Genomic DNA, 25,140 nt, shown 5'->3' with positions numbered 1-25,140 from the left:
CGCGCGCATAGGCTGACCGGATGCTGGATGAGCGGGACGCGGCCGGCCCGGGCCGGAGCTGGACGGCCGACGTCCCCGACGGGACGACGCCGATCCGGGCGGCCGGCGGCGTCGTGTGGCGCCCCGCCGACGACCCCGGCCCCACCGCCGTGGGCCCTGACGCGCGGCACGACGGGGTGCTGGTGTGCCTGGTGCACCGGCCCCGCTACGGCGACTGGTCGCTGCCGAAGGGCAAGTTGGAGCCGGACGAGCACCCCCTGCTCGCCGCCGTACGCGAGGTGGCCGAGGAGACCGACGTCCGGGCGGTGCCGCAGATGCGGCTGCCCAGCGTGCGCTACCGCAGCGAGGGCCGGCCGAAGGTGGTCGACTACTGGTCGATGCGGGCGGTGGCCGACGGCGGCTTCCAGCCGGGCACGGAGGTCGACGAGGTGCGCTGGCTCGACGTCGACGAGGCCGTACGGCTGGTCAGCTACCCGCACGACGCGGAGGTGCTGGCCGCGTTCGCGGCCCTGCCGGCGGTGACCGGGACGATCGCGCTCGTCCGGCACGGGCACGCCGGCAAGCGGGGCACCTGGTCCGGCCCGGACACCGGCCGGCCGCTCGACGCCCGGGGCTGGGCGCAGGCGCAGGCGCTGGCCCCGCTGGTGGCGCTGGTCCGCCCGGCGCGGCTGCTGTCGGCCTCGGCCCGCCGGTGCGTACAGACCCTCGACCCGGCGGCGGCGCTGCTCGGCCTGCCGATCGAGGTGAGCGGCGACCTGGACGAGCCGCGGCCGGGCCAGCAGCCCGACGAGTGCGCACTGGCCGTCGCCGCCCGCCTAGCGGAGCTGGCGACCTCCGGCGAGCAGGTGGGGGTGTGCAGCCAGGGCAAGGTGATCCCGGCCGCCCTGGAGCGGCTCAGCGGGCGGGCGGGCGACTTCGCCACACCGAAGGGCGGCGGCTGGCTGCTCGCCTTCGCCGGGGACCGCCTACTCGCCGCCGACCGCCTCTGACCGGCCGCCCCCACCGACCCGCCGGCGTCTCTGACCGGCCGCCCCCACCGACCCGCCGACCCGGTGCGGCGCGGCCGCCCGCGCGCCCCGGCCGCCGCGCCCGGCGGCGGGTCAGGCCGGTGGCAGGGTCAGGGTCACGGCGACCGGCAGGTGGTCGCTGGCCGTGCCGCGCGGGGCCACCGGATCGCCGGCGCCCAGGTCGGGCGTGACGAACACGTGGTCGATCTGCTGGCGCGGGTCGTCCGCCGGGCTGGTCGGCAGCGGGCGGGCCGTGGCCAGCGCGTCGACCAGCCCGGCCCGGGTGAACTCGGCGAACGCCGGATCGCCCGGCTCGGTGTTCAGGTCGCCGGCGACCACCAGCGGGCGGCCGTCCGCGTACCGGAGGGCGAAGTCGGCGACCGCGCGGGCCTGGACCACCGGGCCCTGGCCGGGCGGCGGTTGCAGGTGGGTGGCGACCACCGCGAGGCGGACGCCGTCGCCGAGGTCGACCGTGACCCCGAGGGCCTGCGCGCCGGTGGGCGCGCCGACCGCCGGCAGCGGCCGGGTCCGGGCCCCGTCCAGGGGCCAGCGGCTCAGCACGGCGTCGCCCCAGAGCGGGTCGGCGGCCGGCGCGAAGACGTACGGCATGTCCAGCCGCTCCGCCAGCAGGTCGAGCGTGTCGTGGCCGCCGTTGAGCAGCCAGCCCCGGTCCACCTCGCTGAGCGCCACGACGTCGGCCCCGGCGACGGCCCGCGCCAGCGCGTCCGGGTCGAAGCGGCCGTCCGTCCCGAACCCCATCCGGACGTTGTACGCCGCCACCCGCACCGTGTCGGGCGGCCCGTCCCGGTTGCTCGCGGACAGCAGCTCGTCGCTGGCGATCGCGGCGACCAGCGCCAGCGCGGTGGCCGCGGCGGCGGTCCGCACCGGCGGCAGCGGCGACGGCACCGGCCCCACCGCAGGCCGGGCGGCCAGGGCTACCGCGGCGACCAGCACCGCCACGGCCACGGGCACCCCGCCGTTGGGGTGGCCCAGGTCGTACGCCGCGTAGTAGAGCACCGCCGCGACGGCGAAGAGCAGCATCCCGGCGACCACCGCGTACGCGCGCCGGCCCGCCGCCCGGCCCGGATCGGCGGTGCCGCCGTCGACCACGGTGAACCCGGCGGCGGCGGTCCCCTCGGTGGAGCCGGCGGCGGGGGTGTCCCGTTCGTCGGCCGCGCCGGCGGACGCCAGGCAGCCGCCGAGCCCCGCCGCGGCGAGCAGGACGGCCGGCAGCAGCAGCTCCCCGCGCTCGAGGGCGAAGAGGACGGCACCGGCCACCAGGGCCGCCGGGGCGAGCCACCGCCACGCCCCCTGGCGCGGCGACGCCAGCGCGGCGAGCAGGAATCCGCCGACCGCCAGGGCGACCGGGGCGGGGCCGAGGAGCGGCACGGTGGCGACCCCCACCTCGTCGCCGGGATGCGACCGCAGCAGACCGAACTGGTACGTCGTCGCCGTCCGGGCGACCGCCGGGGAGAGCGCCACCATGCCGGCGAGCAGCAGCGCCGGGCCGGCCAGCAGCCAACTCCGTACGCCGCCCGGGCCGGCCGGCGGCGCGGGCCGCGTCTGCCCCACCAGGAAGAGTCCGCCGACCAGGCCGGCGGCGAGCCACGACTGCCAGCTCCCGAGGAAGCCCAGGCGGTACGTGTCCAGCGCGGTGTGCAGGATCGCCCCGAGGGCCAGCCCGAGCGCCAGGCCGGGCACCGGCCGGTGGGTGGCGGCGGCGACACCGGCGAGCCAGACCAGCCCGGCGAGCAGCCCGGCCGTGGCGAGCCAGAGCTGGAGCCGCCCGCCCGGTTGGCCGGTGACGGCGAGCCGGGCGGCGACCAGCAGGACGGCGGCGACGAGCGTGACCGCGCGGGCGCCGGCCCGGCGGACCAGCGCGGGCGCGGCCAGGGCGAGCACGAACCAGCCGAGCGCGAACGCCCCCAGCAGCTCGGCCGGGGTCGAGGCGGCCTGCCCGAAGACGGTGATGACCGCCGGCAGGAAGACCCGCAGCACGTCGACCAGCAGCACGACGCCCAGGGCGAGGGTGAGGGTGGTGCGGTGGCGGTAGCGCACGGGGCTGCCTTTCGCCGACCGGAAGGGGTGCGGCGATTCTGCGTGCGGCGCACCGTTGCGGTCAACGCCCCGACGGCGGGCGCGTGGACGCGGCGAGGGCGCCCACCGTGCCGGTGGACGCCCTCGTACCGCTGGACATCAGCGCTTGGCCGCGGCCTTCCTGGCCGGGGCCTTCTTCGCCGGGGCCTTCGTGGCCGCCGTCGTCTTCTTGGCTGCGGTCGTCTTCTTGGCCGCAGTCGTCTTCGCCGCGGCGGCCTTCTTTGCCGGGGCGGCCTTCTTCGCCGGGGCGGCCTTGGCGGTCGTGGTCTTCTTCGCCGCGGTGGCCTTGGCCGCCTTCGCCGCCGTGGTCTTCTTGGCCGCGGTGGCCTTCGCCGCGGCGGTCTTCTTCGCCGCGGCCGTGGTGGCCTTGGCACCCGCGGCCTTGGCACCCGCGGCCTTGGCACCCGCGGCCTTGGCACCCGCGGCCTTGGCACCAGTGGTCTTGGCGGCGGCCGCGGCGGTCTTCTTCGCCGCCGCCGTGGCCTTCGGCACCTTGCCGCTGGCCACCATCTCCTTGAACCCGGCGCCCGGGCGGAAGGTCGGGACGGATGTCTTCTTGACCTTCACCGCCTCGCCGGTCCGCGGGTTGCGCGCTGTTCGGGCGCCCCGGACGCGCTTTTCGAACGCTCCGAATCCGGTGATCGCCACCTTCTCGCCCTTGGTGACCGCCGCCTGGACCTCAGCGAGGACCGCGTCAAGCGCGGCCGTCGCCGTCTTCCGGTCCCCCAGGCGAACGGCGAGCGCCTCGATGAGCTCGGCCTTGTTCACGACTTCCTCCCGATTGTGCAACTGACTCGACGCGAGCCATTCTGCGCGCACGGTATGCCCTGTGCTGCCGGGACACAAACATTCGGTGGAAAAAAGCCCTTGTGTCGTAACGGATTCGCCCCCACCGGTCAGACCGGCGGGGGCGGAAACAGCTGCGGGATCGGGCGTACGGCTATGCGACCGAGGGCAGGAACGGCGGCCGGGTGGCCTCGAAGGCACTGATCTCGGCCTCGTGCCGGAGGGTGAGTCCAATGTCGTCCAAGCCCTCCATCAGCCGCCAGCGGCTGAAGTCGTCGAGCGGGAACGACCAGGTGGCCTCACCGACCCGGACCTGCCGGGCGGTCAGGTCGACGGTGACCGGGGTGGTCGGCTCGGCCTCGACGAGATCCCAGATCTCCTCGACCGCTTTCAATTCCAACTCGACCGGGAGCAACCCCTCCTTGAGTGCGTTGCCCCGGAAGATGTCGCCGAAGCGGGGGGAGATCACGGCACGGAAGCCCCAGTCGCGCAGCGCCCAGACGGCGTGCTCCCGGGAGGAGCCGGTGCCGAACTCCGGACCGGCCACGAGAATCGACGAACCGGAATACGCCGCATCCCTGAGCACGAATTCGGGGTCCTCGCGCCAGGCGCTGAACAAGCCGTCCGCGAAACCGGTCCGGGTCACCCGCTTGAGGTACACGGCGGGGATGATCTGGTCGGTGTCCACGTTGGAACGACGCAGCGGCACAGCGGTGCCGGTGTGGGTGGTGAACCTCTCCATCTGCGGTGTGCCCTTCTACAGGTCGGCGGGAGCGGCCAGCCGGCCCGCCACGGCGGTGGCGGCGGCGACCGGCGGGGAGACCAGGTGGGTGCGTCCGCCCCGGCCCTGGCGGCCCTCGAAGTTGCGGTTGGAGGTGGACGCGGAGCGCTGGCCCGGGGAGAGCGTGTCCGGGTTCATGCCCAGGCACATCGAGCAGCCGGCGAAGCGCCACTCGGCCCCGGCGTCGGTGAACACCTTGTCCAGCCCCTCCGCCTCGGCCGCCTCGCGGACGGCGGCGGAGCCGGGCACGACGAGCATCCGCACCCCGTCGGCGACCCGGTGCCCGCGCAGCACGTCGGCGGCGGCCCGGAGGTCCTCCAGCCGGCCGTTGGTGCAGGAGCCGACGAAGACCACGTCGACTGCGAGGTCGCGCAGCGGGGTGCCGGGGCGCAGGTCCATGTACTCCAGCGCGCGGCGCGCGGCGGTCCGCTCGGCGTCGGTGACGAACTCCTCCGGGTCCGGCACCGCCGCGCCCAGCGGCGCGCCCTGACCCGGGTTGGTGCCCCAGGTGACGAACGGGGTGACCGCGCCGGCGTCGAGGGTCACCTCGGCGTCGAAGGTCGCGCCCTCGTCGGTGGGCAGGCTCCGCCAGTAGGCGACCGCCGCGTCCCAGTCGGCGCCCTGTGGGGCGTTCGGCCGCCCCTTCAGGTACGCGAACGTGGTCTCGTCGGGCGCGATCATGCCGGCCTTGGCGCCCCACTCGATCGACATGTTGGCGATGGTCATCCGCCCCTCCATGGACAGCGACCGGATCGCCTCGCCGCGGTACTCGACGATGTGGCCGCGACCGCCGCCGGTGCCGACCTGGGCGATCAGCGCGAGCACCAGGTCCTTGGCGGTGACCCCGGGGGCGAGCTGCCCCGTCACGTTCACCGCCATCGTCTTCGGCCGGCTCTGCGGCAACGTCTGGGTGGCCAGCACGTGCTCGACCTCGCTCGTGCCGATGCCGAACGCGAGCGCCCCGAACGCGCCGTGGGTGGCGGTGTGCGAATCGCCACACACGATGGTCATGCCGGGCTGGGTGACGCCGAGCTGCGGGCCGATGACGTGCACGATGCCCTGGTTGGCGTCGCCCAGCGGGTGCAGCCGCACGCCGAACTCGGCGCAGTTGCGGCGCAGCGTCTCGATCTGCGTGCGCGAGGTGGGGTCGGCGATGGTGAGCAGGTCGCCGCGCCGTTCCCGGAACGACGGGTCGGCGTACCCGGTCGGGGTGTTGTGGTCCTCTGTCGCGAGCGTCAGGTCGGTGCGGCGCACCCGGCGGCCGGCGAGGCGCAGCCCGTCGAAGGCCTGCGGGCTGGTCACCTCGTGCAGCAGGTGCAGGTCGATGAAGAGCAGGTCGGGCTCGCCCTCGGCGGACCGTACGACGTGCGCGTCCCAGACCTTCTCGGCCAGGGTCCTCGGCTCGGTAGTAGTGACTCCCACCATCTGGACATCCTAAATTCTGGGAGGTAAATTTCGGCTTGTGGGACACAGTATGAGCGGTGTCGGCGTTCTCGACAAGGCGGTGGTCATTCTGGCCGCCTGCGTCGACGGCGCCAGCCTGGCCGAACTCGTTGAACGCACCAAGCTGCCCCGGGCGACCGCGCACCGGCTGGCGCAGGCGCTGGAGATCCACCGGATGCTCGTCCGGGACACCCAGGGCCGCTGGCGCCCCGGCCCGCGCCTGGGTGAGCTCGCCAACGCCGCGCCGGACGTGCTCCTGACGGCGGCAGAGCCGCTGCTGGCCGCCCTGCGCGACGCCACCGGCGAGAGCGCGCAGCTCTACCTGCGCCGCGCCGACGAGCGGATCTGCGTGGCCGCCGCCGAGCGGGCCAGCGGCCTGCGGGACACCGTGCCGGTCGGCTCGGTGCTGCCGATGACGGCCGGATCGGCGGCCCAGATCCTGCTCGCGTGGGAGCCGCCGGAGGCGGTGATGCCGCTGCTGCCCCGGTCGAAGTTCACCGGCCGCACCCTCGCCGAGGTACGCCGCCGTGGCTGGGCGCAGAGCGTCGCCGAGCGGGAGGCCGGTGTGGCGAGCATCTCGGCGCCGATCCGCGACCGCACCGGCCGGGTCATCGCCGCGATCAGCGTCTCCGGCCCGATCGAGCGCCTCGGCCGCCGCCCCGGCGAACGCCACGCCATGGCCGTCGTCCGGGCCGGCCAACGCCTCTCCGGCCTCTGACCCACCCCCGCCGGCGACATTCGGAAGGCGGGCGGGCCGCCGGGATCCGGCCGGGGAGCCAGGATCCGGGCGGTGCCGAGAGCCCGAGCGGGCCGCCGGGAGCCCGGCCAGGACCGGCAGCCGGGCCAGGACCGGCAGCCGGGCCAGGACCGGTAGCCGGGCCAGGACCGGCAGCCGGGCCAGGACCGGCAGCCGGGCCAGGACCGGCAGCCGGAGTCGGAGGCCGAGCCGGCTGGGGAGCGGGTGGGGGCTGGAATAGCGAAACGGTCCGCCTCGCCGGAGCGAGGCGGACCGTTCGTGTTGTAGCCCCGACCGGATTCGAACCGGCGCTACCGCCTTGAGAGGGCGGCGTCCTGGGCCGCTAGACGACGGGGCCAAGACTTTCCCTGCTTCCACCGCCCTTGCGAGCGGTGCCGCTGTAGTCTAGCGGCGTCCCCTGAGGGGGCCGGCACCGGGTCGGGCGGGCCAGGACCGGCGCAGACCGGGCAGGTGGGCGCCGAGGGCGGGGAATGCGAAACGGCCCGCCTCACCAGGGTGAGACGGGCCTGTCATGCTGTAGCCCCGACCGGATTCGAACCGGCGCTACCGCCTTGAGAGGGCGGCGTCCTGGGCCGCTAGACGACGGGGCCAGAACCTTCCTTGCCACACCGCTCTCCCGAGCGGCGCTGCTGGACTCTATCAGAGAGAACCTCCGACTCCCTGACGGGAACCGGAGCTACTCTCCACCGAGATCCAGCGCCCGAGGCTCTCGCGAACCTCGGCTGCGCTGGGGTACCAGGACTCGAACCTAGACTAACTGAACCAGAATCAGTCGGGCTGCCAATTACCCCATACCCCATTGGCCCCTTGCGGCGCCGGGAACAAACTTTACCCTCCCGGTGCCGGCAGGCCAAATCGAGCCCCCGTAACCGCCTCTGAGCTGCGAAAACCGGGCCTCGACCCGGATCAGGCGACGGGCACCACCGGATTGGTCAGCTCCCCGATCCCCTCGATCCGCACGGTGACCGTATCCCCGTCCGTGAGCGGGCTAACCCCCGCCGGCGTGCCCGTGAGCACCACGTCGCCGGGGAGCAGCGTCATCACGTGCGAGACGTACGACACCAGGGCCGGCACGTCGAAGACCATGTCCCGCGTACGGCCGAGCTGGCGGACCTCCATCTCCTCGGGATTGCGACCCACCTCACACCGGACCTCCAGATCCCGCACGTCGAGCCCGGTCGTGATCCACGGCCCGATCGGGCAGAACGAGTCGAAGCCCTTGGCACGGGTCCACTGGCCGTCGGAGCGCTGGAGATCCCGGGCCGTGACGTCGTTGGCGCAGGTGTAGCCGAAGATGGCCCGCTCCGCGGCGGCCCGGTCGGCGCGCCGGGCGCCCGGCGCGCCGATCACCACCGCCAGCTCCGCCTCGTGCTCGACCTGCTTGGAGAAGATCGGCAGCCGGATCGCGTCGCGGGGGCCGATCACCGACGTGGACGGCTTGAGGAACAGCAGCGGCTCCTTCGGCACCTCGCTGCCGTGTTCGGCGGCGTGCTCGGCGTAGTTGCGCCCGACGCAGACGACCTTGCTGGGCAGGATCGGCGAGAGCAGCCGGACGTCGGAGAGCGCCCAGCGGGCGCCGGAGAACTGGATCTGGCCGAACGGGTGGCCCTCGATCTCGGCGACGGTCAGACCCTGCGGGCCCGCCTCCGGCTCGCCCTCGACGACCCCGAACGACATTCCCTTGGCATGAGCAAAACGAGCGATACGCACCAGGCCAATCTAGTCCCGGACGACCCTCACCCCGGCCCAGGCCACGACCCGCCAGGCGGATCCCGGCCGGCGGGCAGCAGCGCGGCGGCGTGCCGCCCGGCCCGGGACACCGTAGGCGCGCCGTCCGGCCCGCGCACCCTGGCACCGACCGGCCCGCGCAACCCGGGCGCGCACCCTACGCCACGTCCCGCGTCCCGGGGCGGACTTCGCGACTTCGTACCCGCCCGGCGTCGCCCCGCCCCTAGCGTCGGCTCCGGAGGTTCGTTCGTATGCCTGCATCGACACGACACCACAGGGCCCTCGCAGTGTTCGTCCACTGCCTCGGCATCCTCGCCGCCGCGCCGGCACTGCCCACGGCGGCACCACCCGCGGCGGCCACGCAGCCACCACCGGCGGCGGCCGCGCCGACCCCGGCGCCGGCGATGCCGTCGGTGCCGCCCGCGGTGCCCACCCCGACCCGGGCCGCCCCGCCGCTGGCGAAGCCGCCGGTCACGGTGGCGGTGGCGCCGGAGAGCACGCCGGCACCGCGCTACCGGATCCAGGTCCGCAACACCGGCAACACGCCGGTGGACACCACCGTGCGGCAGGAACTGCCGCCCGGCGCCTCGGCGACCGCCATCACCACCGGCGGCCGGGCCACCCGCGCCACCGGCCAGTCGGCCACCGCGGTGACCTGGCAGCTCAAGCTGCCCGCCCGCAGCACCACCACCCTGGGCACGACGCTGACCACCGCCGCCCCGGACCGGCCGCTGACCGCGCCGGCCTGCGCCTTCGCCCGCGACGACAGCCGGCCGTACGACTGCGCGACGGCGACCTGGAACGCGGCCGCGCCGGCCGCGGCGAAGGAGACCCCGGAGACGCCGCCGTGGCGTCGGACGCCCGTGCTGCTGGCCGGGCTGGCCACGGTGGCGGTGCTCGCGCTCGGCGGGGCCTGGGCGTGGCGGCGGCGCCGCCGGCCCGTCGCCGCGGCCCTCTCGCCCGGCGGGCGGGGGACCGTCTACCCGCGGCCCGCCACGCCCCGGCCGGCGCAGACCCGCCGCACGCCGTCCGTCTGGCTGATCGTGCCGGTGGCCGCCGCGGTGCTGGCCGGCACGGTGGGCACCGCCGCCTGGACGGCCACCCGGGAGGTCGCGGCCATCGACACCGACAGCCAGCCGACCAGCGGCGCGTGGATCGGCCGGGGCACCAACGGCGCGATCGGTGAGCCGCTGCGCGAGTCGGCGTTCGAGTTCACCGTCTTCCGGATCGCGTGCGAGCCGGGCCGCGGCGCTCGGCAGTGCCAGGCCACGGTCGGGGTGCGCAACCTCACCCCGGAGAAGCAGAGCTGGCACGGCCGCCTGCAACGGGCGTACCTGCCGGACGGCAACTTCGTCAGCACCGACGAGCAGGCCACCCGGGCCGCCAACCAGGGCCGCGACGTCTTCGCCCAGCCGATGGCGGGCGGCAGCCGGATGGTGCTGCCGCTGGTCTTCACGGTCGACGGGCAGGCGCCGCCGCAGCAGTTGGAGCTGCGCAGCGGGGTGTTCTCCGCCGGGGTCCGGGTGGACGTGCCCTGACCGGCGGCGGGGCGGCGGTCGTACCCTGGGTCCGTGACCGCCGCCCTCGCCCCGACCGCCGTGCTCGACGCGGCGCGCTGGCAAGCCCGGCGCCGGGCGCACGAGGAGCGGGTCGACGCCTGGCTCACCCCGCACCTGGCCCGCCGCCGCCGGGGCGGGAAGCACCCGGTGGAGGACTTCCTCTTCACCTACTACTCGCACCGCCCGGCTCAGCTGCGCCGGTGGCACCCGGGGGCCGGGGTGGCGTTGCGCGACGCGGACCCGGCCGAGTTCGGCCGGGACTACCGCGCCGCCGCCGCCGGGGTCACCCTCGACACCGAGGGGGTACGCGCGCGGCGCGCCGAGTCGGTCGAGTGGATCCGGGCGCTGCTGGTGGCGACCGCCGGCCGGCCGGCGCATCTCGGCTGTTTCGGGATGCACGAGTGGGCCATGGTCTACCGGCAGACCCAGGCGGAGGTACGCCACAACGCCTGGCCGCTGCGGCTGAGCCCGGAGCGGACCGCGGCCGTGGTCGAGGAGCGCGGGGTGCGGTGCAGCCACTTCGACGCGTACCGGTTCTTCACCGCGCCGGCCCGGCCGTTGAACCTGCTCACCCCGACGCGGGAGACGCAGCACGCCCACGAGCAGCCAGGCTGCCTGCACGCCAACATGGATCTCTACAAGTGGGCGTACAAGCTGTCGCCCCTGGTTTCCTCGGAACTCGTCGCGGACTGCTTCGAGCTGGCCAGGGAGATCCGCACCCTGGACATGTGCGCCTCCCCGTACGACCTGTCCGACCTGGGCTACCCGCCGGTGCGGGTGGAGACCCCGGAGGGGCGGGCCGAGTACGCCGCCGCGCAGCGGGGGTTCGCCGACCGGGCCGCCGTGCTGCGAGGCCGGCTGCTCGACGCCCTGCCGGCGTAGATCCGCCGGTAGCGGCCCTCCGGCCCGTCGGCCGCCCTGCCCGTCGGTCGCCGCGGTCGTCCGTCAGTCGCCGTCGACACGGCGGTCGCGCTTGCGCTGCGACTGGCGCTTCTTCTCGGCCAGCCGGCGCTCCTTGGCGCCGCGCGAGGGCCGGGTCGGCCGGCGGGGCGGGGGCGGCGGGGCCGCCGCCTCGCGCAGCAGCGCGGCCAGCCGTTCCCGGGCCGCCTCCCGGTTGGCCAACTGCGCCCGGTGTTCACTGGCGGTGACGGTCAGCACCCCGTCGACGAGCCGCCCGGCGAGCCGGTCCAGCGCCCGCGCCCGCAGCGGTTCGGGCACCCCGGGCGAGGCGCCCAGGTCGTAGCTCAGCTCGACCCGGGAGTCGGTGGTGTTGACGCCCTGGCCGCCGGGGCCGGACGAGCGGGAAAAGCGTTCCCGCAGCTCAGCGGCGGGGACGACCCACCGGTCGGTCACCCGCAGTCCGTCGTCCACACCCCGAGGCTAACGCCCCGGCCAGGTGCTCGGGGTGGCGGACGGGCTCGGAGTCGGGCCGGGTGACGCGGGCTCGGCGTCGGAGTCGACGGCAGCGTACGCGACCGCCCCGACGAGCAGCAGGGCGATCACCCCGATCTTCGTGGTGGCCACCTTGATCAGCAGCCACGCGGTGCGCCGGGCACCGGGCACGGTCTTCTTGACGGTCTGGTAGTCGGCCCACCCACGTCGCGCCCGGGCGTACGCCGACCCGACGCCGGTTCCGATGATCAGGCCCACCAGCAGGAGGGCCACGATGACAGGACGCTCCACCCACGCCAGTATCCACACTCAGCGTAATATTTCCATTGTCCGATCATTCCGCGCCGGGTATCCGACAGTTCTCACGTTCCCACGCGGTCTCGGGCGGGCATGAGGGCAGCTCAGCCGCCCTTTCCGATGATCGTGTCGGCGGTCTTCTGCACCTGTTCGATGGGGATGGCGAAGCCGATCCCGATGGAACCGTTGCCGTCGATGGTGGCGATCGCGGTGTTCACCCCCACCACCTCGCCGCGCGCGTTGACCAGGGGGCCGCCCGAGTTGCCCGGGTTGATGGAGGCGTCGGTCTGCACCGCGGTGTGCCGGTTGTCGCCGAGGCGCACCTCCCGGTCCAGGGCGCTCACGATGCCGGCGGTGACGGTGCCGGCGAGCCCCAGCGGCGAGCCGACCGCCAGCACCGGCTCGCCGACCCGGGTCGACCCCGGTTTGGCCAGCGGCAGCGCCGCCAGGCCGGCCGACGGGGGCACCCGGAGCACCGCGAGGTCGCTGCGCGGCTCCCGGCCGACCACCTCGGCGGCGAACCGCCGCCCGTCCGGCAGCTCCACCGTCACCGAGCTGCCACCCCCCTTCGCCAGGATGTGGTCGTTGGTGATGATGTGCTGCTGGTCGTCGACGGCGAAGCCGGAGCCGGTCGCCGAGGCTGCGCCGCCGCCCCCCACGAGCACCGAGACGACCCCCGGCACGGTCTTCTCGGCCGCGGTCACCAGCTCCGCCGGGACCGGGGCCGCCGAGGCCGCCGCCGGGCCGGGCGCGCCGTCCCGGCTGGCCACCACGCCGCCGGCCACCGCGCCGGAGGCGGTGGACAGGGCCACCACCGCCAGCCCGGCCAGCAGCCGCCCGTGCCGGCGCCTTCCGGCCGGGCGACGGTCCGGCCCGGGCCCGTCCCACCGGGACCGCCCGTCCGGGTCCAGCTCCGGCGAGATGAACCAGGGGCCGCGCGGCTCGCCCAACCCGGTCTGCACTGCCATGCGTACGCTCCTCACGTGTCCTTCTCGGCGGTGGCCGTACGGGTCAGGGCAGCCGGGAGAACCAGCGCATCGAGCCGGCCGCGGCGCCCATGGCGAACACCAGTCCCAGGCCGATGAAGCGGGCCGAGACGTCCTGCCGTTCGGTGTGGTAGCCCACCGAGGTGCCGATGTCGTCGTAGACGGCGCGCAGCTCGTCGCTGGTGTGGGCCTCGTGGAACCCGCCCCCGGTCTCCTCGGCGACCGCGCGCAGGGTCTGCCCGTCAACCGGCACCTGGATCGGCCGGCCGCCCCGGTCCACGGTGCCGCCGGGGGTGCCGAACGCGATGGCGTGCACCGGCACCTTCATGGTCACCGCCTCGGCCGCCGCCTCCATCGGGTCCATGCCGGAGGTGTTCGCGCCGTCGGAGAGCAGGATGATCCGGGCCGGCGGCGGGTCCTTGGCCGCCTGGCTGTCGAAGCCCTTGACCGCGCCCAGCGAGGTGCTGATCGCCTCCCCGATGGCGGTGCCCTGCACCCCGGTGGCCCCCTCGACCAGCCGCTCGACCCCCTCGTGCAGCGCCTCCCGGTCGGTGCTCGGCGGCACCAGCACCGCCGCGCTGCCCGCGAAGGCGACCAACCCGACGTTGAACTCGTCCGGCAGGCCGTCGACGAAGCGCCGGGCGGATTCCTTGGCGGCGCTGAGCCGGTCGGGTTCCACGTCGCCGGCGAGCATCGAGGTCGAGACGTCCACGGCCACCATCACCGTCGCCCGCTCCCGGGGCACCCGCACCTCCGCCGTCGGCCGGGCGAAGCCGACCACCAGCAGCGCCAGCATGGCGAGGAAGAGCCCGGCCGGCAGGTGCCGCCGCCAGGTCGGCCGCTGCGGCGCGACCCGGTCGAGCAGCCGCAGATTGGTGAAGCGGACGGCGTACCGGCTACGCCGGCGCTGCGTCAGCAGGTAGCCGACGGCCAGGGCGAGCACCCCGAGCAGCAGCCAGAGCCGGACGGGTGACTGCCAGATCACGCCGCACCTCCCCGGGCCGCGCCGGCCGGGGCCGCCGCGAGCCGCCGCTGGGCGTGCACGTGGCGCACGATGTCCGCGCTCCAGTCGCGGTCGGTGCGCAGCGGCAGGTGGCTCGCCCCGCTGCGGCGCAGCGCCTGGCCCACCTGGTCGCGCTGGGCGGCGGCGGCGGCCGCGTACCGCTCGCGCAGCCGGGGGTCGCCGGTCCACACCTCCCGCGTCCGGCCGGTCTCCGGGTCGACCAGGGTGATCAGGCCGACGTCCGGCAGTTCCAGTTCGCGCGGGTCGGTGACCTGCACGGCGAGCACCTGGTGCCGCACGGCGAGCCGGCGCAGGGGCGCCTCCCAGGCCGGCGCGTCCCGTGGGTCGTCGGGCAGGCCGTCGAGGAAGTCCGAGACCACCACCACGAGGCCGCGCCGCAGCGCCACCCGGTGCACGGCGGCCAGCCCGTCGGCCAGGTCGGGGCCGCCGGGCGGCGGGCGGCGCTCGTCGTACGCGCTGGCGCGCGGGGCGGTCAGCAGGGCCCGGAGCAGCCCGAGCAGGTGGGTACGCCCGCTGCGGGGCGGGAAGCGACGCAGCCCGGCCGGGCCGAGCACCTGCGCGCCGAGCCGGTTACCGACCCCGGCGGTGAGGAAGCCGACCGCCGCCACGGCCGCCACAGCCAGTTCGCGTTTGTCCAGCTCGGCGGTGCCGTACTCCATGCTGGGGCTCGCGTCCACCAGCAGCCAGGTGGTCAGCTCCCGGTCGGCGTCGACCTCGCGGACGTGCGGGACCGTGGTCCGGGCGGTCACCGCCCAGTCCATCCGGCGCACCTCGTCCTCACCGGGGCGGTACTCCCGGCTGCCGGCCGGCTCGCTGCCCGGCCCGGGAAGCAGGCCGCGGTACTGGCCGTGCAGCAGGCCGTCGAGCCGCCGGGTGACGGTCAGTTCCAGCCGGCGCAGCCGCCGGTCCGGGGCGAGGTCGGCCAGCCCCGGGTCGGCCGGCACGGGCGCCGGCGTGGTGGCCCCGCGCCACCTCATGCCGCCGCCAGGTCGGTCGCGAACTCGGGGCGGCCGGTGGCGACGCGGGGCGGCGGCACCGCCTCGACCAGCCGGCGCACCAACGACTCGGCGGACACCCCGTCGGCGACCGCGTCGAAGGAGAGCACCAGCCGGTGGGCCAGCACGTCGCCGGCCAGCTCGCGGATGTCCTCGGGCAGCACGTACTCCCGGCCGCGCAGCAGCGCCTGGGCCCGGGCGGCGGCGACCAGCCCGAGCGTGGCCCGGGGGCTCGCCCCGTACGCGAGCAGCGGGGCGATCTCCGGCAGGCCGAACCGGCCGGGGTCGCGGGTGGCGAGGATGAGCCGGACGACGTACTCGGCGAGGGCGTGGTGCACGAAGACGTGGGTGGCGCGGGCCTGGAGGTCGCGCAGCCGCTGCGGGTCGAGCACCCGCCGGGCGGTGGGCCGGTCGGCGCTCATCCGGTAGAGGATGGCCAGTTCGTCGGCGTCGCTCGGGTAGTCGACCACGATCTTCATCAGGAACCGGTCGCGCTGCGCCTCCGGCAGTTGGTAGACCCCCTCGGACTCGATCGGGTTCTGGGTGGCCAGCACCAGGAACGGGTCGGGCACGGCGTAGCTGCGCCCGCCGATGGAGACCTGGCGCTCCGCCATCGCCTCCAGCAACGCGGACTGCACCTTGGCGGGGGCACGGTTGATCTCGTCGGCGAGCACCAGGTTGGCCATGACTGGGCCCAGCTCGATGTCGAAGGTCTCCTTCGACGCCCGGTAGATCCGGGTGCCGACGATGTCCGACGGGACGAGGTCGGGGGTGAACTGGATCCGGGAGAAGGTGCCGCCGACCACCGTGGCGAGGGTCTGCGCGGCGAGGGTCTTGGCCACCCCGGGCACGCCCTCCAGGAGGCAGTGCCCGTCGGCGACGAGGGCGGTGAGCAGGCGCTCGACGAGCCGATCCTGCCCGACGATCACGCGTTTGACCTCGAAGAGGGTCTGTTCCAGCTCGGCCGAACTCGCGTCGGGATCGGCCGGGCTGGGCACGCTGGCCAGGGTGTCCGAGATGTCCGTCACGGTGCTTGCTTCCCGTGGCGCCCCTCGGACAAACGTCGGATTATCAGCGCGGGAGCGGTCCTTACCGGCCCTAACCGGGACGAGCCTCCCGGGCCGGCAGCGACGACGCCGCCGGCCACACACCGGCGCGGGCGCCTGCGTACCCGACTCGCCCGCCGGTGGCCCACCGCGTGGCGCCGGCCCCCACGGGCGGTGGGGGCCGGGCGCGTCAGCGGGTGCGTCAGTTGGTGATGGTCAGGTGGAAGGGCCGGTCGGACGGGCTGCCGGACGAGTTGCGGGTCTGGATGAAGACCGCGTTCGGCGTCTGGAGCCGTGGCGCCACCGAGATCTCCCCGCCCGGCGGCACGTTGAAGGGGTCGGTGGTGCCGATGGTGGCCTGGTAGCCCTTCAGCGTGACGTTGTAGGTGAACAGGACCTGGTACTGCCCGGGGCCGTACCTGGTGGCGGAGACCGCCTCGGGCGAGCCGCGGAGCAGCGTGCCACCGCTGCTGACGACGGCGAAGGAGATGGTGCCCGGCGCGGTCGCCTGCGCGGACGGTCCCTGCGCCAGCGCGGCCTTGGCCTTGCGGGCCTCGGCGGGCGTCACCGCCGGCTGGCTGCCGTCGCCCGGCTGACGGAGGGACGGCTGGGCGACCTCGGCGGGCGCCTTCGCCGCCGGCTGGGCGACGGCGATGCCACCCCCGGCCAGGGTGAGCGCCAGGGCGGCGAAGGCCACCGCCACCGCCTTGCGTCGGAAGAGTGTGGTCATGACAGGGTCTCCCTTTTGTTGACCGTGCGGATTCGACCATTCCCGCATTGTCACGGGACGGCAGATTTCCATTCTTGGGCCGGGAAAACGAGCGACAACCGCCGGAAGCTCGCACTTCAGGCCGCACCTAGATGTTGCCGACTCGACGATTTCCACTGGCCTTGACCAGGCATTACTACTCAGAGTTTCGACGTCTCAACCCACTGGAACGTAGCATCGCAAAAAGCCGGACGTCAATAGTTGATCACGCTTCATCAAAACGGTCGACAGTCGCCGACAATTCATGAAAAGCGAATGCCGCGACATTCACGAATGCGCGTGGCGGAGGCGACGGGGCCGCGCCGCGCGGAGGGCCGGGCTACTCTCCAGCCATGATCACGCCACGCGCCCATGATCACCGAGGCGCGGCCATGACCACCGGGGCGGCGGAACGGGTGACGGGCAGCCGGGCGGGACGATCGGGCACCGCGCTCTGCTGGGCGGCCGTCGCGCCCGGGGTCGCCTGGGCAGCCCTGCGGCTGGCCGGCCTCGACCACGGGCCGCTGGTCCAACTGCTGGCCTTCACCCCGTACGTGGCCGCCGGGAGCCTGCTGCCGCTGGTGCTCGCGCTCGCGCTGCGGCGCCGGTGGCCCGCGGTGCTCGCGGCGGTGGTCACGACGGCGCTGGTGGCCGTGGTCGCGCCCCGGGCCCTGCCCGCCGGGCAGCCCTCGGCCGCGGGGCCGACGGTGCGGGTGCTGACCGCCAACCTGCTCGCCGGGGCCGCCGACGCGCGGTCGCTGGTCGACCTGGTCGAGCGGCACCGGGTCGACGTGCTCACCGTGCAGGAGTTCACCCCCGGGGCCGGGGCGGAGCTGGACCGGCTCGGCCTGGACCGGCTGCTCCCCCACCGGCACCTCGACCCGCAGCCGGGCACGGTCGGCTCCGGGCTCTACGCCCGGTTCCCGGTCGACGAGGGCGGCGTCCGGCGCAATCGCGGCGGTTGGGGCTTCGACCAGGCGTACGGCACGGTGACGGTGCCCGGGGCGCCGCCGGTGCGGGTCGAGTCGGCGCACCCGGCGGCGCCGTACGCGGTGGACCAGGTCGGCCACTGGCGCACCGACCTGGCCGCGCAGCCGCCCGCGACGCCGGACGGGCCGCTGCGGATCCTGGCCGGCGACTTCAACGCCACCCTCGACCACGCCCCGCTGCGCGCCCTGCTGGCCACCGGCTATGTCGACGCCGCCGACCAGGTCGGCGCCGGCCTCACCGGCACCTGGGGCCCCTACGACGGCGACCTGATCCCACCGGTGACCATCGACCACGTGCTGGTCGACCGCCGGATCGCCGTGCGGGCGGTGGCCGTGCACCGGGTGCCGGGCAGCGACCACCGCGCCGTCCTGGCCGAGCTGCGCCTGCCGGCCGGCTGACCCGCCGGGCCCGCCGCGGTGGCCGGCGCCCGCGCGGTGGCCGGCGCCCGCGAGGTAGCCGGCGGTGCCGGGACCGGGCCGCCTCAGACCCGGGCGCGGTCGAGGCCGTAGGTGAGGGCGTCGACGAGGGCGTGCCAGCTCGCCTCGACGACGTTGGGGTGCACGCCGACCGTGGTCCAGTCGCGGCCGTTGCTGTCGGCGGTCTCCAGCAGCACCCGCGTCACCGCTCCGGTGCCGCTGCTGCCCTCCAGAATCCGCACCTTGAAGTCGGCCAGCTCGAAGTCGCGCAGCTGCGGGTAGTGCCGGGCCAGCCCGGCCCGCAGCGCCTCGTCCAGGGCGTTGACCGGGCCGTTCCCCTCCGCGGTGGCGATCACCCGCTCCCCGCGTACGCGGATCTTGACGGTCGCCTCGGAGACCACCGCGCCGTCCTCCCGGTGTTCGACCAGCACCCGGTACGACTCCAGCGTGAACGGCCTCGGCGGCGCGGTGTCCAGCTCGGCGCGGACCAGCAGCTCGAACGAGGCGTCGGCGGCCTCGAACGACCAGCCGCCGGCCTCCAGCTCCTTGACCCGCCCGGTCACCCGGGACAGCGCCTCCGGATGGCCGGCCAGGTCCAGGCCCAGCTCGCGGCTCTTGAGCTCGACGCTGGCCCGGCCGGCCATCTCGGTGACGAGGATCCGCATGTCGTTGCCCACCACCTGTGGGTCCACGTGGTTGTAGAGCAGCGGATCCACTTTGATCGCGCTCGCGTGCAGCCCCGCCTTGTGGGCGAAGGCCGCGGCCCCGACGTACGCCTGGTGGGTGTCGGGGGCGATGTTGGCGATCTCGGCGATGGCGTGGGAGACCCGCACCATCTGGCCCAGGCAGCCGTCCGGTAGGACGGGCAGCCCGAGCTTGAGCTGGAGGTTGGCGACCACGGCGAAGATGTCGGCGTTGCCGGGGCGTTCGCCGTAGCCGTTCGCGGTGCCCTGGAAGTGCCGCACCCCCGCCTCGACGGCGGCGATCGTGTTCGCCACGGCGCAGGCCGTGTCGTTCTGGCAGTGGATGCCGAGCAGCTCCGGGCTCACGCCCAGCCGGGCGGTCAGGTCGGCGATGGCGGCGCTCACCTGGGAGGGCAGCATGCCGCCGTTGGTGTCGCAGAGCACGAACCGCTCGGCGCCGGCGGCGAGTGCGGTCTCCACCACGGAGGCCGTGTACGCCGGGTCGGACCGGTAGCCGTCGAAGAAGTGCTCGCCGTCGACGAAGACCCGGCGACCCTCCGCCACCAGGTGCGCCACGGTGTCGTGGACCATCGCCAGGTTCTCCCCGGCGGTGGTGCGCAGCGCCCGCTCGACGTGCCGCAGGTCGGCCTTGGCGACCAGGGCGACCGCCGGGGTCTGCGCGTCGAGCAGACCGCGCACCTGCGGGTCGTCGGCGACCTGCACGCCGGCCCGGCGGGTGGCCCCGAACGCCACCAGCAGCGCGTGTCTCAGGTCCAGCTCGCTGCGCGCCCGGCGGAAGAACTCCGTGTCCTTCGGCACCGCGCCCGGCCAGCCGCCCTCGATGAAGCCGACCCCGAACTCGTCGAGCAGCCGGGCCACCGCGAGCTTGTCGACCACCGAATAGCTGAGCCCCTCGCGCTGGGCACCGTCGCGCAGCGTCGTGTCGTACACCTGGAAGGTCATCAGGGATCCTTTCGAGAGCAACAAAAAGACCCCCCGCGGATGCGGGAGGTCTGCGCGCTCGGCGGAGGGGAGGCCGGCGCGCTAGGTGCGAATAATCAGGTGGGTGCTGGTCACGATCGCCACTCTGCCACTCGAGCACTGGTTTTGGGAGGCACAGTCCACATGACGGGACGGTGACGGAGGGTCGCGATACCGCAGCCGGCGCCCGCACGCGGGCGGAACCGGAAGTTGGTGATCCACTTCACAAGTAACCCGGCCGCCGCCAGGCGGAAACAGTACTGAGGAAGAATCTGGAACCGATCCAGTTTTACCGGCCTCGTGCCACTGTCAAGGAGGACCTGTGCTCACTGTCGGTGACCGCTTCCCCGAGTACGAACTCACCGCCTGCGTGTCGCTGGACGCCGAGAAGGCGTTCGAGACGATCAACCACAAGTCCCACGAGGGCAAGTGGCGGGTCGTCTTCTTCTGGCCGAAGGACTTCACCTTCGTCTGCCCGACGGAGATCGCCGAGTTCGGGCGGCTGAACGACGAGTTCGCCGACCGGGACGCCCAGGTCCTCGGCGTGTCGGTGGACAACGAGTTCGTCCACTACGCGTGGCGCAAGGACCACCCGGACCTGCGCGAGCTGCCCTTCCCGATGCTCAGCGACATCAAGCGCGAGCTGACCGCCGCCTGCGGCGTGCTCGGCGAGGACGGCGTCGCCCAGCGGGCGACCTTCATCGTCGACCCGAACAACGAGATCCAGTTCGTCATGGTGACCGCCGGTTCGGTCGGCCGGAACGTCTCCGAGGTGCTGCGGGTGCTCGACGCCCTGCAGACCGACGAGCTCTGCCCGTGCAACTGGAACAAGGGCGGCGAGACCCTGGACGCCACCAAGCTGCTCGCCGGCGCCGGGGCCTGACCGTGGGTCTGGACGCGGTCAAGGCGGCTCTGCCGGAGTACGCCAAGGACATCAAGCTCAACCTCGGCTCCACCATCGGCACCAGCACGCTGAAGCCGGAGCAGGCGTGGGGCACCGCCCTGGCCTGCGCCGTCGCCGCACGCAACCCGGTGGTGCTGCGGGAGATCGCCGACGAGGCGGCCACCCACCTCGGGCCGGAGGCGATCGAGGCGGCCAAGGGCGCCGCCGCGATCATGGCGATGAACAACGTCTACTACCGGGCCAAGCACCTGATCGGCGACGAGCAGTACCAGTCGATCCCGGCGCGGCTGCGGATGCAGATCATCGCCAAGCCGGGCGTGGAGAAGGCCGACTTCGAGCTCTGGTGCCTGGCCGTCTCGGCCATCACCGGCTGCGGAGTGTGCCTGGAGTCGCACGAGAAGACCCTGCGCGGCGCGGGCTTCAGCCGCGAGCAGGTGCACGAGGGGCTGCGCATCGCCGCCGTCGTGCACGCCGCCGCGGTCACCCTGGACGCCCAGGCCGCGCTCGCCTGACGCGTACGCCCGGTGGGCCGGCGCCGCACGACGGCGCCGGCCCACCGCCGTCTCCAGCCTTGGCCCACCGCCGTCCTCGGCGCCGGCCCACCGCCGTTTCCGGCGGCGACCGCCCGGGTAGCTCCTTCCAGGACGAGGACTCGATCCGGCGAGACGACTGGCGACAGTCGGGGCAGGAGTTGTCACATGGACAGGCTCGACCCGCACAGCACGCACGGCAGCCTGGGCCCGGTGCGCCACGGCGGCCAGGGCGAGTTCGCCGGCGGCGCGCCCGCCGGCACGTTCGACCCGTGGCGCTACCGGGACACGGCGCGGGTGGCCGACGCCGACCTGGTCGGCTACAAGGTCGAGGCCACGGACGGCGGCATCGGCAAGATCGACAATGCCAGCCACGAGGTCAACGACAGCTACCTGGTGGTGGACACCGGCCCGTGGATCTTCGGCCGGAAGGTCATGATCCCGGCCGGCACGGTGAACCACGTCGACCACGACGAGCGCAAGGTCCACGTCGACCGGAGCAAGGACCAGATCAAGGCCGCCCCGGAGTACGACGAAACCGCCGACACCGACCCCACCTACCGGGACCGGCTCGGCGGCTACTACGGCGAGACGTACTCGGCGATCCCGCCCGGCACCGCCCGGTAGTCACCGGCGCGCGACGGTCTCCCGCCACCCGCGGGAGACCGTTACCGTGTCAACGTGGACGCCACCGAGGTCAACCGCAGGATCCCGTTCGCCACGATGTTCAACTTCCGCGACGTCGGCGGCCACTCCGGCCACGACGGGCGCACCGTCCGCCGGGGCCGGCTCTACCGCTCCGACTCGCCGCACCGCATCGACGACGCCGACCGGGAGGCGTTCGCCGCCCTCGGCGTGCGCACGGTCATCGACCTGCGCCGCCCCTACGAGGTGGAACGCGACGGCCGGATCCCCCACTTCGACGGCCTGACCTGGCGCAACATCCACCCCGAGCACGCCGAGTGGGGCGAGCATCCCTACCAGCCGGGCACCGACCTGGCCCGCTACCTGGCCGACCGCTACGCCGACCTCGCGGAGACCGGCACGGCCGGGCTCGCCGAGGCCGTCGGGCTGATCGCCGACAGCGCCAACGCCCCCATGGTGGTGCACTGCGTCGCCGGCAAGGACCGCACCGGCATCGTCTGCGGGCTCACCCTCGCGGTGCTCGGCGTCGACGACGACGAGATCGCCGCCGACTACGCGCTGAGCACCGAGGCCGGCGAGCGGTACCGCGCCTGGTTCGAGGCCACCGGGCAGCAGGCGGGGCACACCCTGCCGGTGCTGACCTGTCCCGCCGAGGCCATGGCGCTCTTCCTCGCCGAACTGCGGGCGGCCCACGGCTCGGTCGAGGGCTACCTGCGCCACGCCGGCGTCACCGACGCCCAGCTCGCCGCCCTCCGCGACCACCTGCTCGACTGACGCGGGCGCGGCCGACAGCGACGCCGCCCCGCGCCGGGACGGCGCAGGGCGGCACGGTCGCGCGTACGGTCAGAGGATGCGCCGGACCCAGCCGTGCGGGTCGTCGGCCATGCCCCGCTGGAGGTCGACGAGCTGCTGGCGCAGGGCCATGGTGACCCGGCCGGGCCCGCCGTCGCCGACCAGGAACTCGCCGTCGGGGAAGCGCACCTGCCCGATCGGGGTGATCACGGCCGCGGTGCCGCAGGCGAACACCTCGCGGAGCCGGCCGCTGGCCGCGTCGGCCTGCCAGTCGGCGAAGCTCACCGGCCGCTCCTCGATCCGGTGCCCCGCGCCGGCGGCCAGCTCGAGCACCGACTCCCGGGTGATGCCGGGCAGGATCGTGCCGGTCAGCGGCGGGGTGACCACGGTGCCGTCGTCGTAGACGAAGAACACGTTCATGCCGCCCAGCTCGTCGACGTAGCGGCGCTCCACCGCGTCGAGGAAGACCACCTGGTCGCAGCCGTGCTCGATCGCCTCGGCCTGGGCCACCAGCGAGGCGGCGTAGTTGCCGCCGCACTTCGCCGCGCCGGTGCCCCCGGGGGCGGCCCGGGTGTAGTCCGGGGAGACCCAGACCGTCACCGGCTTGACCCCGCCGGAGAAGTACGCGCCGACCGGCGAGGCGATCACCACGTAGAGGTATTCGTTGGCCGGGCGGACGCCGAGGAACACCTCGCTGGCGAACATGAACGGACGCAGGTAGAGGCTGCCGTCCTCGCCCTCGGGAATCCAGTCCCGGTCGATCTCGACGAGCCGGCGCAGCGAGTCGACGAACGCCTCCTCGGGCAGCGGCGGCATCGCCATCCGCCGGGCGGAGGCGGCGAACCGGGCGGCGTTGGCCTCCGGCCGGAACATGGTGACCCCGCCGTCGGGCGTCCGGTAGGCCTTCAGGCCCTCGAAGATCTCCTGCGCGTAGTGCAGGACCGCGGCGGCCGGGTCCATCGGGATCGGCGCGCGCGCCTCGACCCGGGCGTCGTACCAACCCTTGCCGTCGGCGTGGCGGATGGTGACCATGTGGTCGGTGAACACCCGGCCGAACCCGGGGTTGGCCAGCAGGGCGGCCCGGTCGGCGACGGATACCGGCGCGGGATTCGGACGGATCTCGAAGTCGAGCTTGTCACCACCGCTCATCGCGCTGACCTCCCTGGGGACGGACGGCACACGGGTCCGCATGCCGAGAAGATGGTGCGAGAAACTTACCCCGAACGGTCGTTCAGGGGGTAGCTACGCCCGGCGCATCGACGGCGCCGGACGGGTGACCCGCTGCGGCGCCCGTGGCGGCGGAGGGGCGGCGGACGGGGAGGGGGCGCCCCGGTGGGGCGGGCCCGCCGGCTTCAGGAGGCGGCGTACCCGGCCAGCCGGTCGCCGACCTCCTCGGTGCGCAGCGGTACGCCCGGGGCCCGGCCGGCCAGCTCCGTGCCGACCGCGGCGGTGACCCGGGTCGCGGCGTCGGCGTGCCCGAGCTGGTCGAGCAGCAGCGCGGCCGAGAGCACGGCCGCCACCGGGTCGGCCACGCCGCGCCCGGCGATGTCCGGCGCGGAGCCGTGCACCGGCTCGAACATCGAGGGGTAGGCCCCCTCGGGGTTGATGCTGCCGCTGGCCGCCAGCCCGATCCCGCCGGTGACCGCCGCGGCGATGTCGGTGAGGATGTCGCCGAACAGGTTGTCGGTGACCACCACGTCGTAGCGCTGGGGCTGGGTGACCAGGAACATCGCGGCGGCGTCGACGTGCTGGTATTCCGTGGTCACGTCGGGGTGCTCGGCGGCGACGGCCTCGAACGCGCGCGCCCACAGCGAGCCGGCGTGGGTGAGCACGTTGGTCTTGTGCACCAGGGTGACCTTGCGCCGCTCGCGGCGCGCGGCGCGGGCGAAGGCGTCGCGGATCACCCGTTCCACCCCGTGCCGCGTGTTCAGGCTCTCCTCGGTGGCGACCTCGGCGGGGGTGCCGCGGTGCAGCGCGCCACCGGCGCCCGCGTACAGGCCCTCGGTGCCCTCGCGCACCACCACCAGGTCGACCTCGCCGGGCTTGACGCTGGCCAGCGGCCCGGCCACGCCGGGCCAGAGCCGCGCCGGACGCAGGTTGACGTACTGGTCGAAGGCGAACCGCAGCTTGAGCAGCAGGCCCCGCTCCAGCACGCCCGGCGGCACGGTGGGGTCGCCGACCGCACCGAGCAGGATGGCGTCGTGCCCGGCCAGCTCGGCCAGCACCGAGTCGGGCAGCACCTCGCCCGTGCGGTGCCAGCGGGCGGCGCCGAGGTCGTACTCGGTAGTCTCCACCCCCGGGAGCACGGCGTCGATGACCTTGCGGGCCTGCGCGACCACCTCGGGTCCGATCCCGTCCCCGGCCACCACCGCGATCCGTGCCACGTCCTGCGCTCCTTCGCCTCGCCGTTACGTCCGACCGTACGCCGCTGTCCCGCCTCCCGGTACGAAGGTTCCACCATTCGGGAAACCGAGATGCACAGGAGGCTCTCAGGTGACATTCATGGTGGGGTCATCTCCGCTGCCTAGCGTGGTGACGAGCGGGTCACGGGGG

General features: G+C 74.4%; 24 protein-coding genes and 3 tRNA genes. 9 read left to right on the top strand and 18 right to left on the bottom strand.

Annotation, left to right across the window (positions count from 1 at the left end; translation table 11 throughout):
- Nucleotides 1-20 precede the first annotated feature (20 nt).
- Entirely contained in the window at nucleotides 21-989 is a 969-nt protein-coding gene (locus ACGF5C_RS00485) for an NUDIX domain-containing protein (protein ID WP_393295271.1), read from the top strand.
- Nucleotides 990-1,100: 111 nt separating this feature from the next.
- Here the strand turns inward: ACGF5C_RS00485 and ACGF5C_RS00480 are convergent, their stop codons facing one another.
- The 4 genes from ACGF5C_RS00480 to leuC all read right to left on the bottom strand — a co-directional run bounded on the left by ACGF5C_RS00480 (nucleotide 1,101) and on the right by leuC (nucleotide 6,096).
- On the bottom strand, nucleotides 1,101-3,065 hold the full coding sequence (locus ACGF5C_RS00480) for an endonuclease/exonuclease/phosphatase family protein (protein ID WP_393295268.1): 1,965 nt from the start codon (nucleotides 3,063-3,065) through the stop codon (nucleotides 1,101-1,103).
- 138 nt (nucleotides 3,066-3,203) lie between these two features.
- Nucleotides 3,204-3,872, bottom strand: coding sequence for an HU family DNA-binding protein (locus tag ACGF5C_RS00475; protein ID WP_393295915.1), 669 nt, complete (start codon nucleotides 3,870-3,872; stop codon nucleotides 3,204-3,206).
- A 172-nt stretch (nucleotides 3,873-4,044) separates the two neighbouring features.
- Nucleotides 4,045-4,632 (bottom strand): 3-isopropylmalate dehydratase small subunit, encoded by a 588-nt coding sequence (leuD, locus tag ACGF5C_RS00470; RefSeq protein ID WP_393295265.1) that lies wholly within the window; start codon nucleotides 4,630-4,632, stop codon nucleotides 4,045-4,047.
- A 15-nt stretch (nucleotides 4,633-4,647) separates the two neighbouring features.
- The gene (gene leuC, locus ACGF5C_RS00465) at nucleotides 4,648-6,096 is read right to left on the bottom strand and encodes a 3-isopropylmalate dehydratase large subunit (protein ID WP_393266829.1); all 1,449 of its coding nucleotides are present in this window, start codon (nucleotides 6,094-6,096) and stop codon (nucleotides 4,648-4,650) included.
- A 49-nt stretch (nucleotides 6,097-6,145) separates the two neighbouring features.
- Here leuC and ACGF5C_RS00460 point away from each other — a divergent pair, with 49 nt between their 5' ends.
- The gene (locus tag ACGF5C_RS00460) at nucleotides 6,146-6,832 is read left to right on the top strand and encodes an IclR family transcriptional regulator (protein WP_350684716.1); all 687 of its coding nucleotides are present in this window, start codon (nucleotides 6,146-6,148) and stop codon (nucleotides 6,830-6,832) included.
- Between the two features lie 303 nt (nucleotides 6,833-7,135).
- On the opposite strand, the gene ACGF5C_RS00455 is transcribed toward ACGF5C_RS00460, so the two are convergent.
- From ACGF5C_RS00455 to ACGF5C_RS00440, 4 genes are all read right to left on the bottom strand, one after another.
- Nucleotides 7,136-7,208, bottom strand: a tRNA-Glu gene (locus ACGF5C_RS00455).
- Between the two features lie 180 nt (nucleotides 7,209-7,388).
- Nucleotides 7,389-7,461: transfer RNA gene (locus tag ACGF5C_RS00450), tRNA-Glu, on the bottom strand.
- 137 nt (nucleotides 7,462-7,598) lie between these two features.
- Nucleotides 7,599-7,670: transfer RNA gene (locus ACGF5C_RS00445), tRNA-Gln, on the bottom strand.
- A 107-nt stretch (nucleotides 7,671-7,777) separates the two neighbouring features.
- Nucleotides 7,778-8,581, bottom strand: coding sequence for a fumarylacetoacetate hydrolase family protein (locus ACGF5C_RS00440; RefSeq protein ID WP_357695339.1), 804 nt, complete (start codon nucleotides 8,579-8,581; stop codon nucleotides 7,778-7,780).
- Between the two features lie 269 nt (nucleotides 8,582-8,850).
- Between ACGF5C_RS00440 and ACGF5C_RS00435 the strand changes: the two genes are divergently transcribed.
- Nucleotides 8,851-10,137 (top strand): hypothetical protein, encoded by a 1,287-nt coding sequence (locus tag ACGF5C_RS00435; protein WP_393295262.1) that lies wholly within the window; start codon nucleotides 8,851-8,853, stop codon nucleotides 10,135-10,137.
- A 33-nt stretch (nucleotides 10,138-10,170) separates the two neighbouring features.
- On the top strand, nucleotides 10,171-11,040 hold the full coding sequence (locus ACGF5C_RS00430) for a 3-methyladenine DNA glycosylase (RefSeq protein WP_393295259.1): 870 nt from the start codon (nucleotides 10,171-10,173) through the stop codon (nucleotides 11,038-11,040).
- Between the two features lie 63 nt (nucleotides 11,041-11,103).
- Here the strand turns inward: ACGF5C_RS00430 and arfB are convergent, their stop codons facing one another.
- The 7 genes from arfB to ACGF5C_RS00395 all read right to left on the bottom strand — a co-directional run bounded on the left by arfB (nucleotide 11,104) and on the right by ACGF5C_RS00395 (nucleotide 16,628).
- Nucleotides 11,104-11,529, bottom strand: a complete 426-nt coding sequence (gene arfB / locus ACGF5C_RS00425) for an alternative ribosome rescue aminoacyl-tRNA hydrolase ArfB (protein WP_357695345.1) — start codon at nucleotides 11,527-11,529, stop codon at nucleotides 11,104-11,106.
- A gap of 9 nt (nucleotides 11,530-11,538) precedes the next feature.
- On the bottom strand, nucleotides 11,539-11,841 hold the full coding sequence (locus ACGF5C_RS00420) for a hypothetical protein (protein WP_393295256.1): 303 nt from the start codon (nucleotides 11,839-11,841) through the stop codon (nucleotides 11,539-11,541).
- A 110-nt stretch (nucleotides 11,842-11,951) separates the two neighbouring features.
- Entirely contained in the window at nucleotides 11,952-12,815 is an 864-nt protein-coding gene (locus ACGF5C_RS00415) for a S1C family serine protease (protein ID WP_393295253.1), read from the bottom strand.
- Nucleotides 12,816-12,858: 43 nt separating this feature from the next.
- Nucleotides 12,859-13,818, bottom strand: coding sequence for a VWA domain-containing protein (locus tag ACGF5C_RS00410; protein WP_393295250.1), 960 nt, complete (start codon nucleotides 13,816-13,818; stop codon nucleotides 12,859-12,861).
- Entirely contained in the window at nucleotides 13,815-14,801 is a 987-nt protein-coding gene (locus ACGF5C_RS00405; protein WP_393295913.1) for a DUF58 domain-containing protein, read from the bottom strand. Before ACGF5C_RS00405 ends, ACGF5C_RS00410 begins: the two co-directional genes overlap by 4 nt.
- A 29-nt stretch (nucleotides 14,802-14,830) precedes the next feature.
- Nucleotides 14,831-15,880: an AAA family ATPase gene (locus ACGF5C_RS00400; RefSeq protein ID WP_393295247.1), complete on the bottom strand. Its 1,050-nt coding sequence runs from the start codon at nucleotides 15,878-15,880 to the stop codon at nucleotides 14,831-14,833.
- A gap of 220 nt (nucleotides 15,881-16,100) precedes the next feature.
- Nucleotides 16,101-16,628 carry a hypothetical protein gene (locus tag ACGF5C_RS00395; RefSeq protein WP_393295244.1) on the bottom strand — a complete coding sequence of 176 codons (528 nt, stop codon included), beginning with the start codon at nucleotides 16,626-16,628 and terminating at the stop codon, nucleotides 16,101-16,103.
- Nucleotides 16,629-17,038: 410 nt separating this feature from the next.
- Here ACGF5C_RS00395 and ACGF5C_RS00390 point away from each other — a divergent pair, with 410 nt between their 5' ends.
- Entirely contained in the window at nucleotides 17,039-18,034 is a 996-nt protein-coding gene (locus ACGF5C_RS00390) for an endonuclease/exonuclease/phosphatase family protein (RefSeq protein WP_393295911.1), read from the top strand.
- A gap of 83 nt (nucleotides 18,035-18,117) precedes the next feature.
- On the opposite strand, the gene cimA is transcribed toward ACGF5C_RS00390, so the two are convergent.
- Nucleotides 18,118-19,698 (bottom strand): citramalate synthase, encoded by a 1,581-nt coding sequence (gene cimA, locus ACGF5C_RS00385; protein WP_393295241.1) that lies wholly within the window; start codon nucleotides 19,696-19,698, stop codon nucleotides 18,118-18,120.
- 340 nt (nucleotides 19,699-20,038) lie between these two features.
- On the opposite strand from cimA, the gene ACGF5C_RS00380 reads away from it, so the two are divergent.
- From ACGF5C_RS00380 to ACGF5C_RS00365, 4 genes are all read left to right on the top strand, one after another.
- Nucleotides 20,039-20,599: a peroxiredoxin gene (locus ACGF5C_RS00380; protein ID WP_350704756.1), complete on the top strand. Its 561-nt coding sequence runs from the start codon at nucleotides 20,039-20,041 to the stop codon at nucleotides 20,597-20,599.
- A 2-nt stretch (nucleotides 20,600-20,601) separates the two neighbouring features.
- A complete protein-coding gene (locus ACGF5C_RS00375) occupies nucleotides 20,602-21,132 on the top strand; it encodes a carboxymuconolactone decarboxylase family protein (protein WP_350704754.1) in 531 nt (176 codons plus the stop codon).
- A 186-nt stretch (nucleotides 21,133-21,318) separates the two neighbouring features.
- On the top strand, nucleotides 21,319-21,777 hold the full coding sequence (locus ACGF5C_RS00370) for a PRC-barrel domain-containing protein (RefSeq protein WP_393295238.1): 459 nt from the start codon (nucleotides 21,319-21,321) through the stop codon (nucleotides 21,775-21,777).
- A 54-nt stretch (nucleotides 21,778-21,831) separates the two neighbouring features.
- Entirely contained in the window at nucleotides 21,832-22,569 is a 738-nt protein-coding gene (locus ACGF5C_RS00365) for a tyrosine-protein phosphatase (RefSeq protein WP_393295235.1), read from the top strand.
- 69 nt (nucleotides 22,570-22,638) lie between these two features.
- On the opposite strand, the gene ACGF5C_RS00360 is transcribed toward ACGF5C_RS00365, so the two are convergent.
- A complete protein-coding gene (locus ACGF5C_RS00360) occupies nucleotides 22,639-23,736 on the bottom strand; it encodes a branched-chain amino acid aminotransferase (protein ID WP_393295232.1) in 1,098 nt (365 codons plus the stop codon).
- A gap of 203 nt (nucleotides 23,737-23,939) precedes the next feature.
- Nucleotides 23,940-24,971, bottom strand: a complete 1,032-nt coding sequence (locus ACGF5C_RS00355; RefSeq protein ID WP_393295230.1) for a 3-isopropylmalate dehydrogenase — start codon at nucleotides 24,969-24,971, stop codon at nucleotides 23,940-23,942.
- Nucleotides 24,972-25,140: the final 169 nt, after the last annotated feature.

The organism is Micromonospora sp. NPDC047620, from assembly GCF_043205005.1.
In the GTDB taxonomy this organism is placed as follows: Bacteria; Actinomycetota; Actinomycetes; order Mycobacteriales; family Micromonosporaceae; genus Micromonospora.
This window is presented reverse-complemented; position numbering and strand designations above follow the sequence as displayed.

Coding starts and splice junctions, on each gene's coding strand:
- ACGF5C_RS00460 (WP_350684716.1), top strand. CDS start 6,146: ATGAGCGGTGTCGGCGTTCTCGACAAGGCGGTGGTCATTCTGGCCGCC.
- ACGF5C_RS00360 (WP_393295232.1), bottom strand. CDS start 23,736: ATGAGCGGTGGTGACAAGCTCGACTTCGAGATCCGTCCGAATCCCGCG.
- ACGF5C_RS00390 (WP_393295911.1), top strand. CDS start 17,039: ATGACCACCGGGGCGGCGGAACGGGTGACGGGCAGCCGGGCGGGACGA.
- cimA (WP_393295241.1), bottom strand. CDS start 19,698: ATGACCTTCCAGGTGTACGACACGACGCTGCGCGACGGTGCCCAGCGC.
- leuD (WP_393295265.1), bottom strand. CDS start 4,632: ATGGAGAGGTTCACCACCCACACCGGCACCGCTGTGCCGCTGCGTCGT.
- ACGF5C_RS00395 (WP_393295244.1), bottom strand. CDS start 16,628: ATGACCACACTCTTCCGACGCAAGGCGGTGGCGGTGGCCTTCGCCGCC.
- ACGF5C_RS00435 (WP_393295262.1), top strand. CDS start 8,851: ATGCCTGCATCGACACGACACCACAGGGCCCTCGCAGTGTTCGTCCAC.
- ACGF5C_RS00485 (WP_393295271.1), top strand. CDS start 21: ATGCTGGATGAGCGGGACGCGGCCGGCCCGGGCCGGAGCTGGACGGCC.
- leuC (WP_393266829.1), bottom strand. CDS start 6,096: ATGGTGGGAGTCACTACTACCGAGCCGAGGACCCTGGCCGAGAAGGTC.
- ACGF5C_RS00415 (WP_393295253.1), bottom strand. CDS start 12,815: ATGGCAGTGCAGACCGGGTTGGGCGAGCCGCGCGGCCCCTGGTTCATC.
- ACGF5C_RS00370 (WP_393295238.1), top strand. CDS start 21,319: ATGGACAGGCTCGACCCGCACAGCACGCACGGCAGCCTGGGCCCGGTG.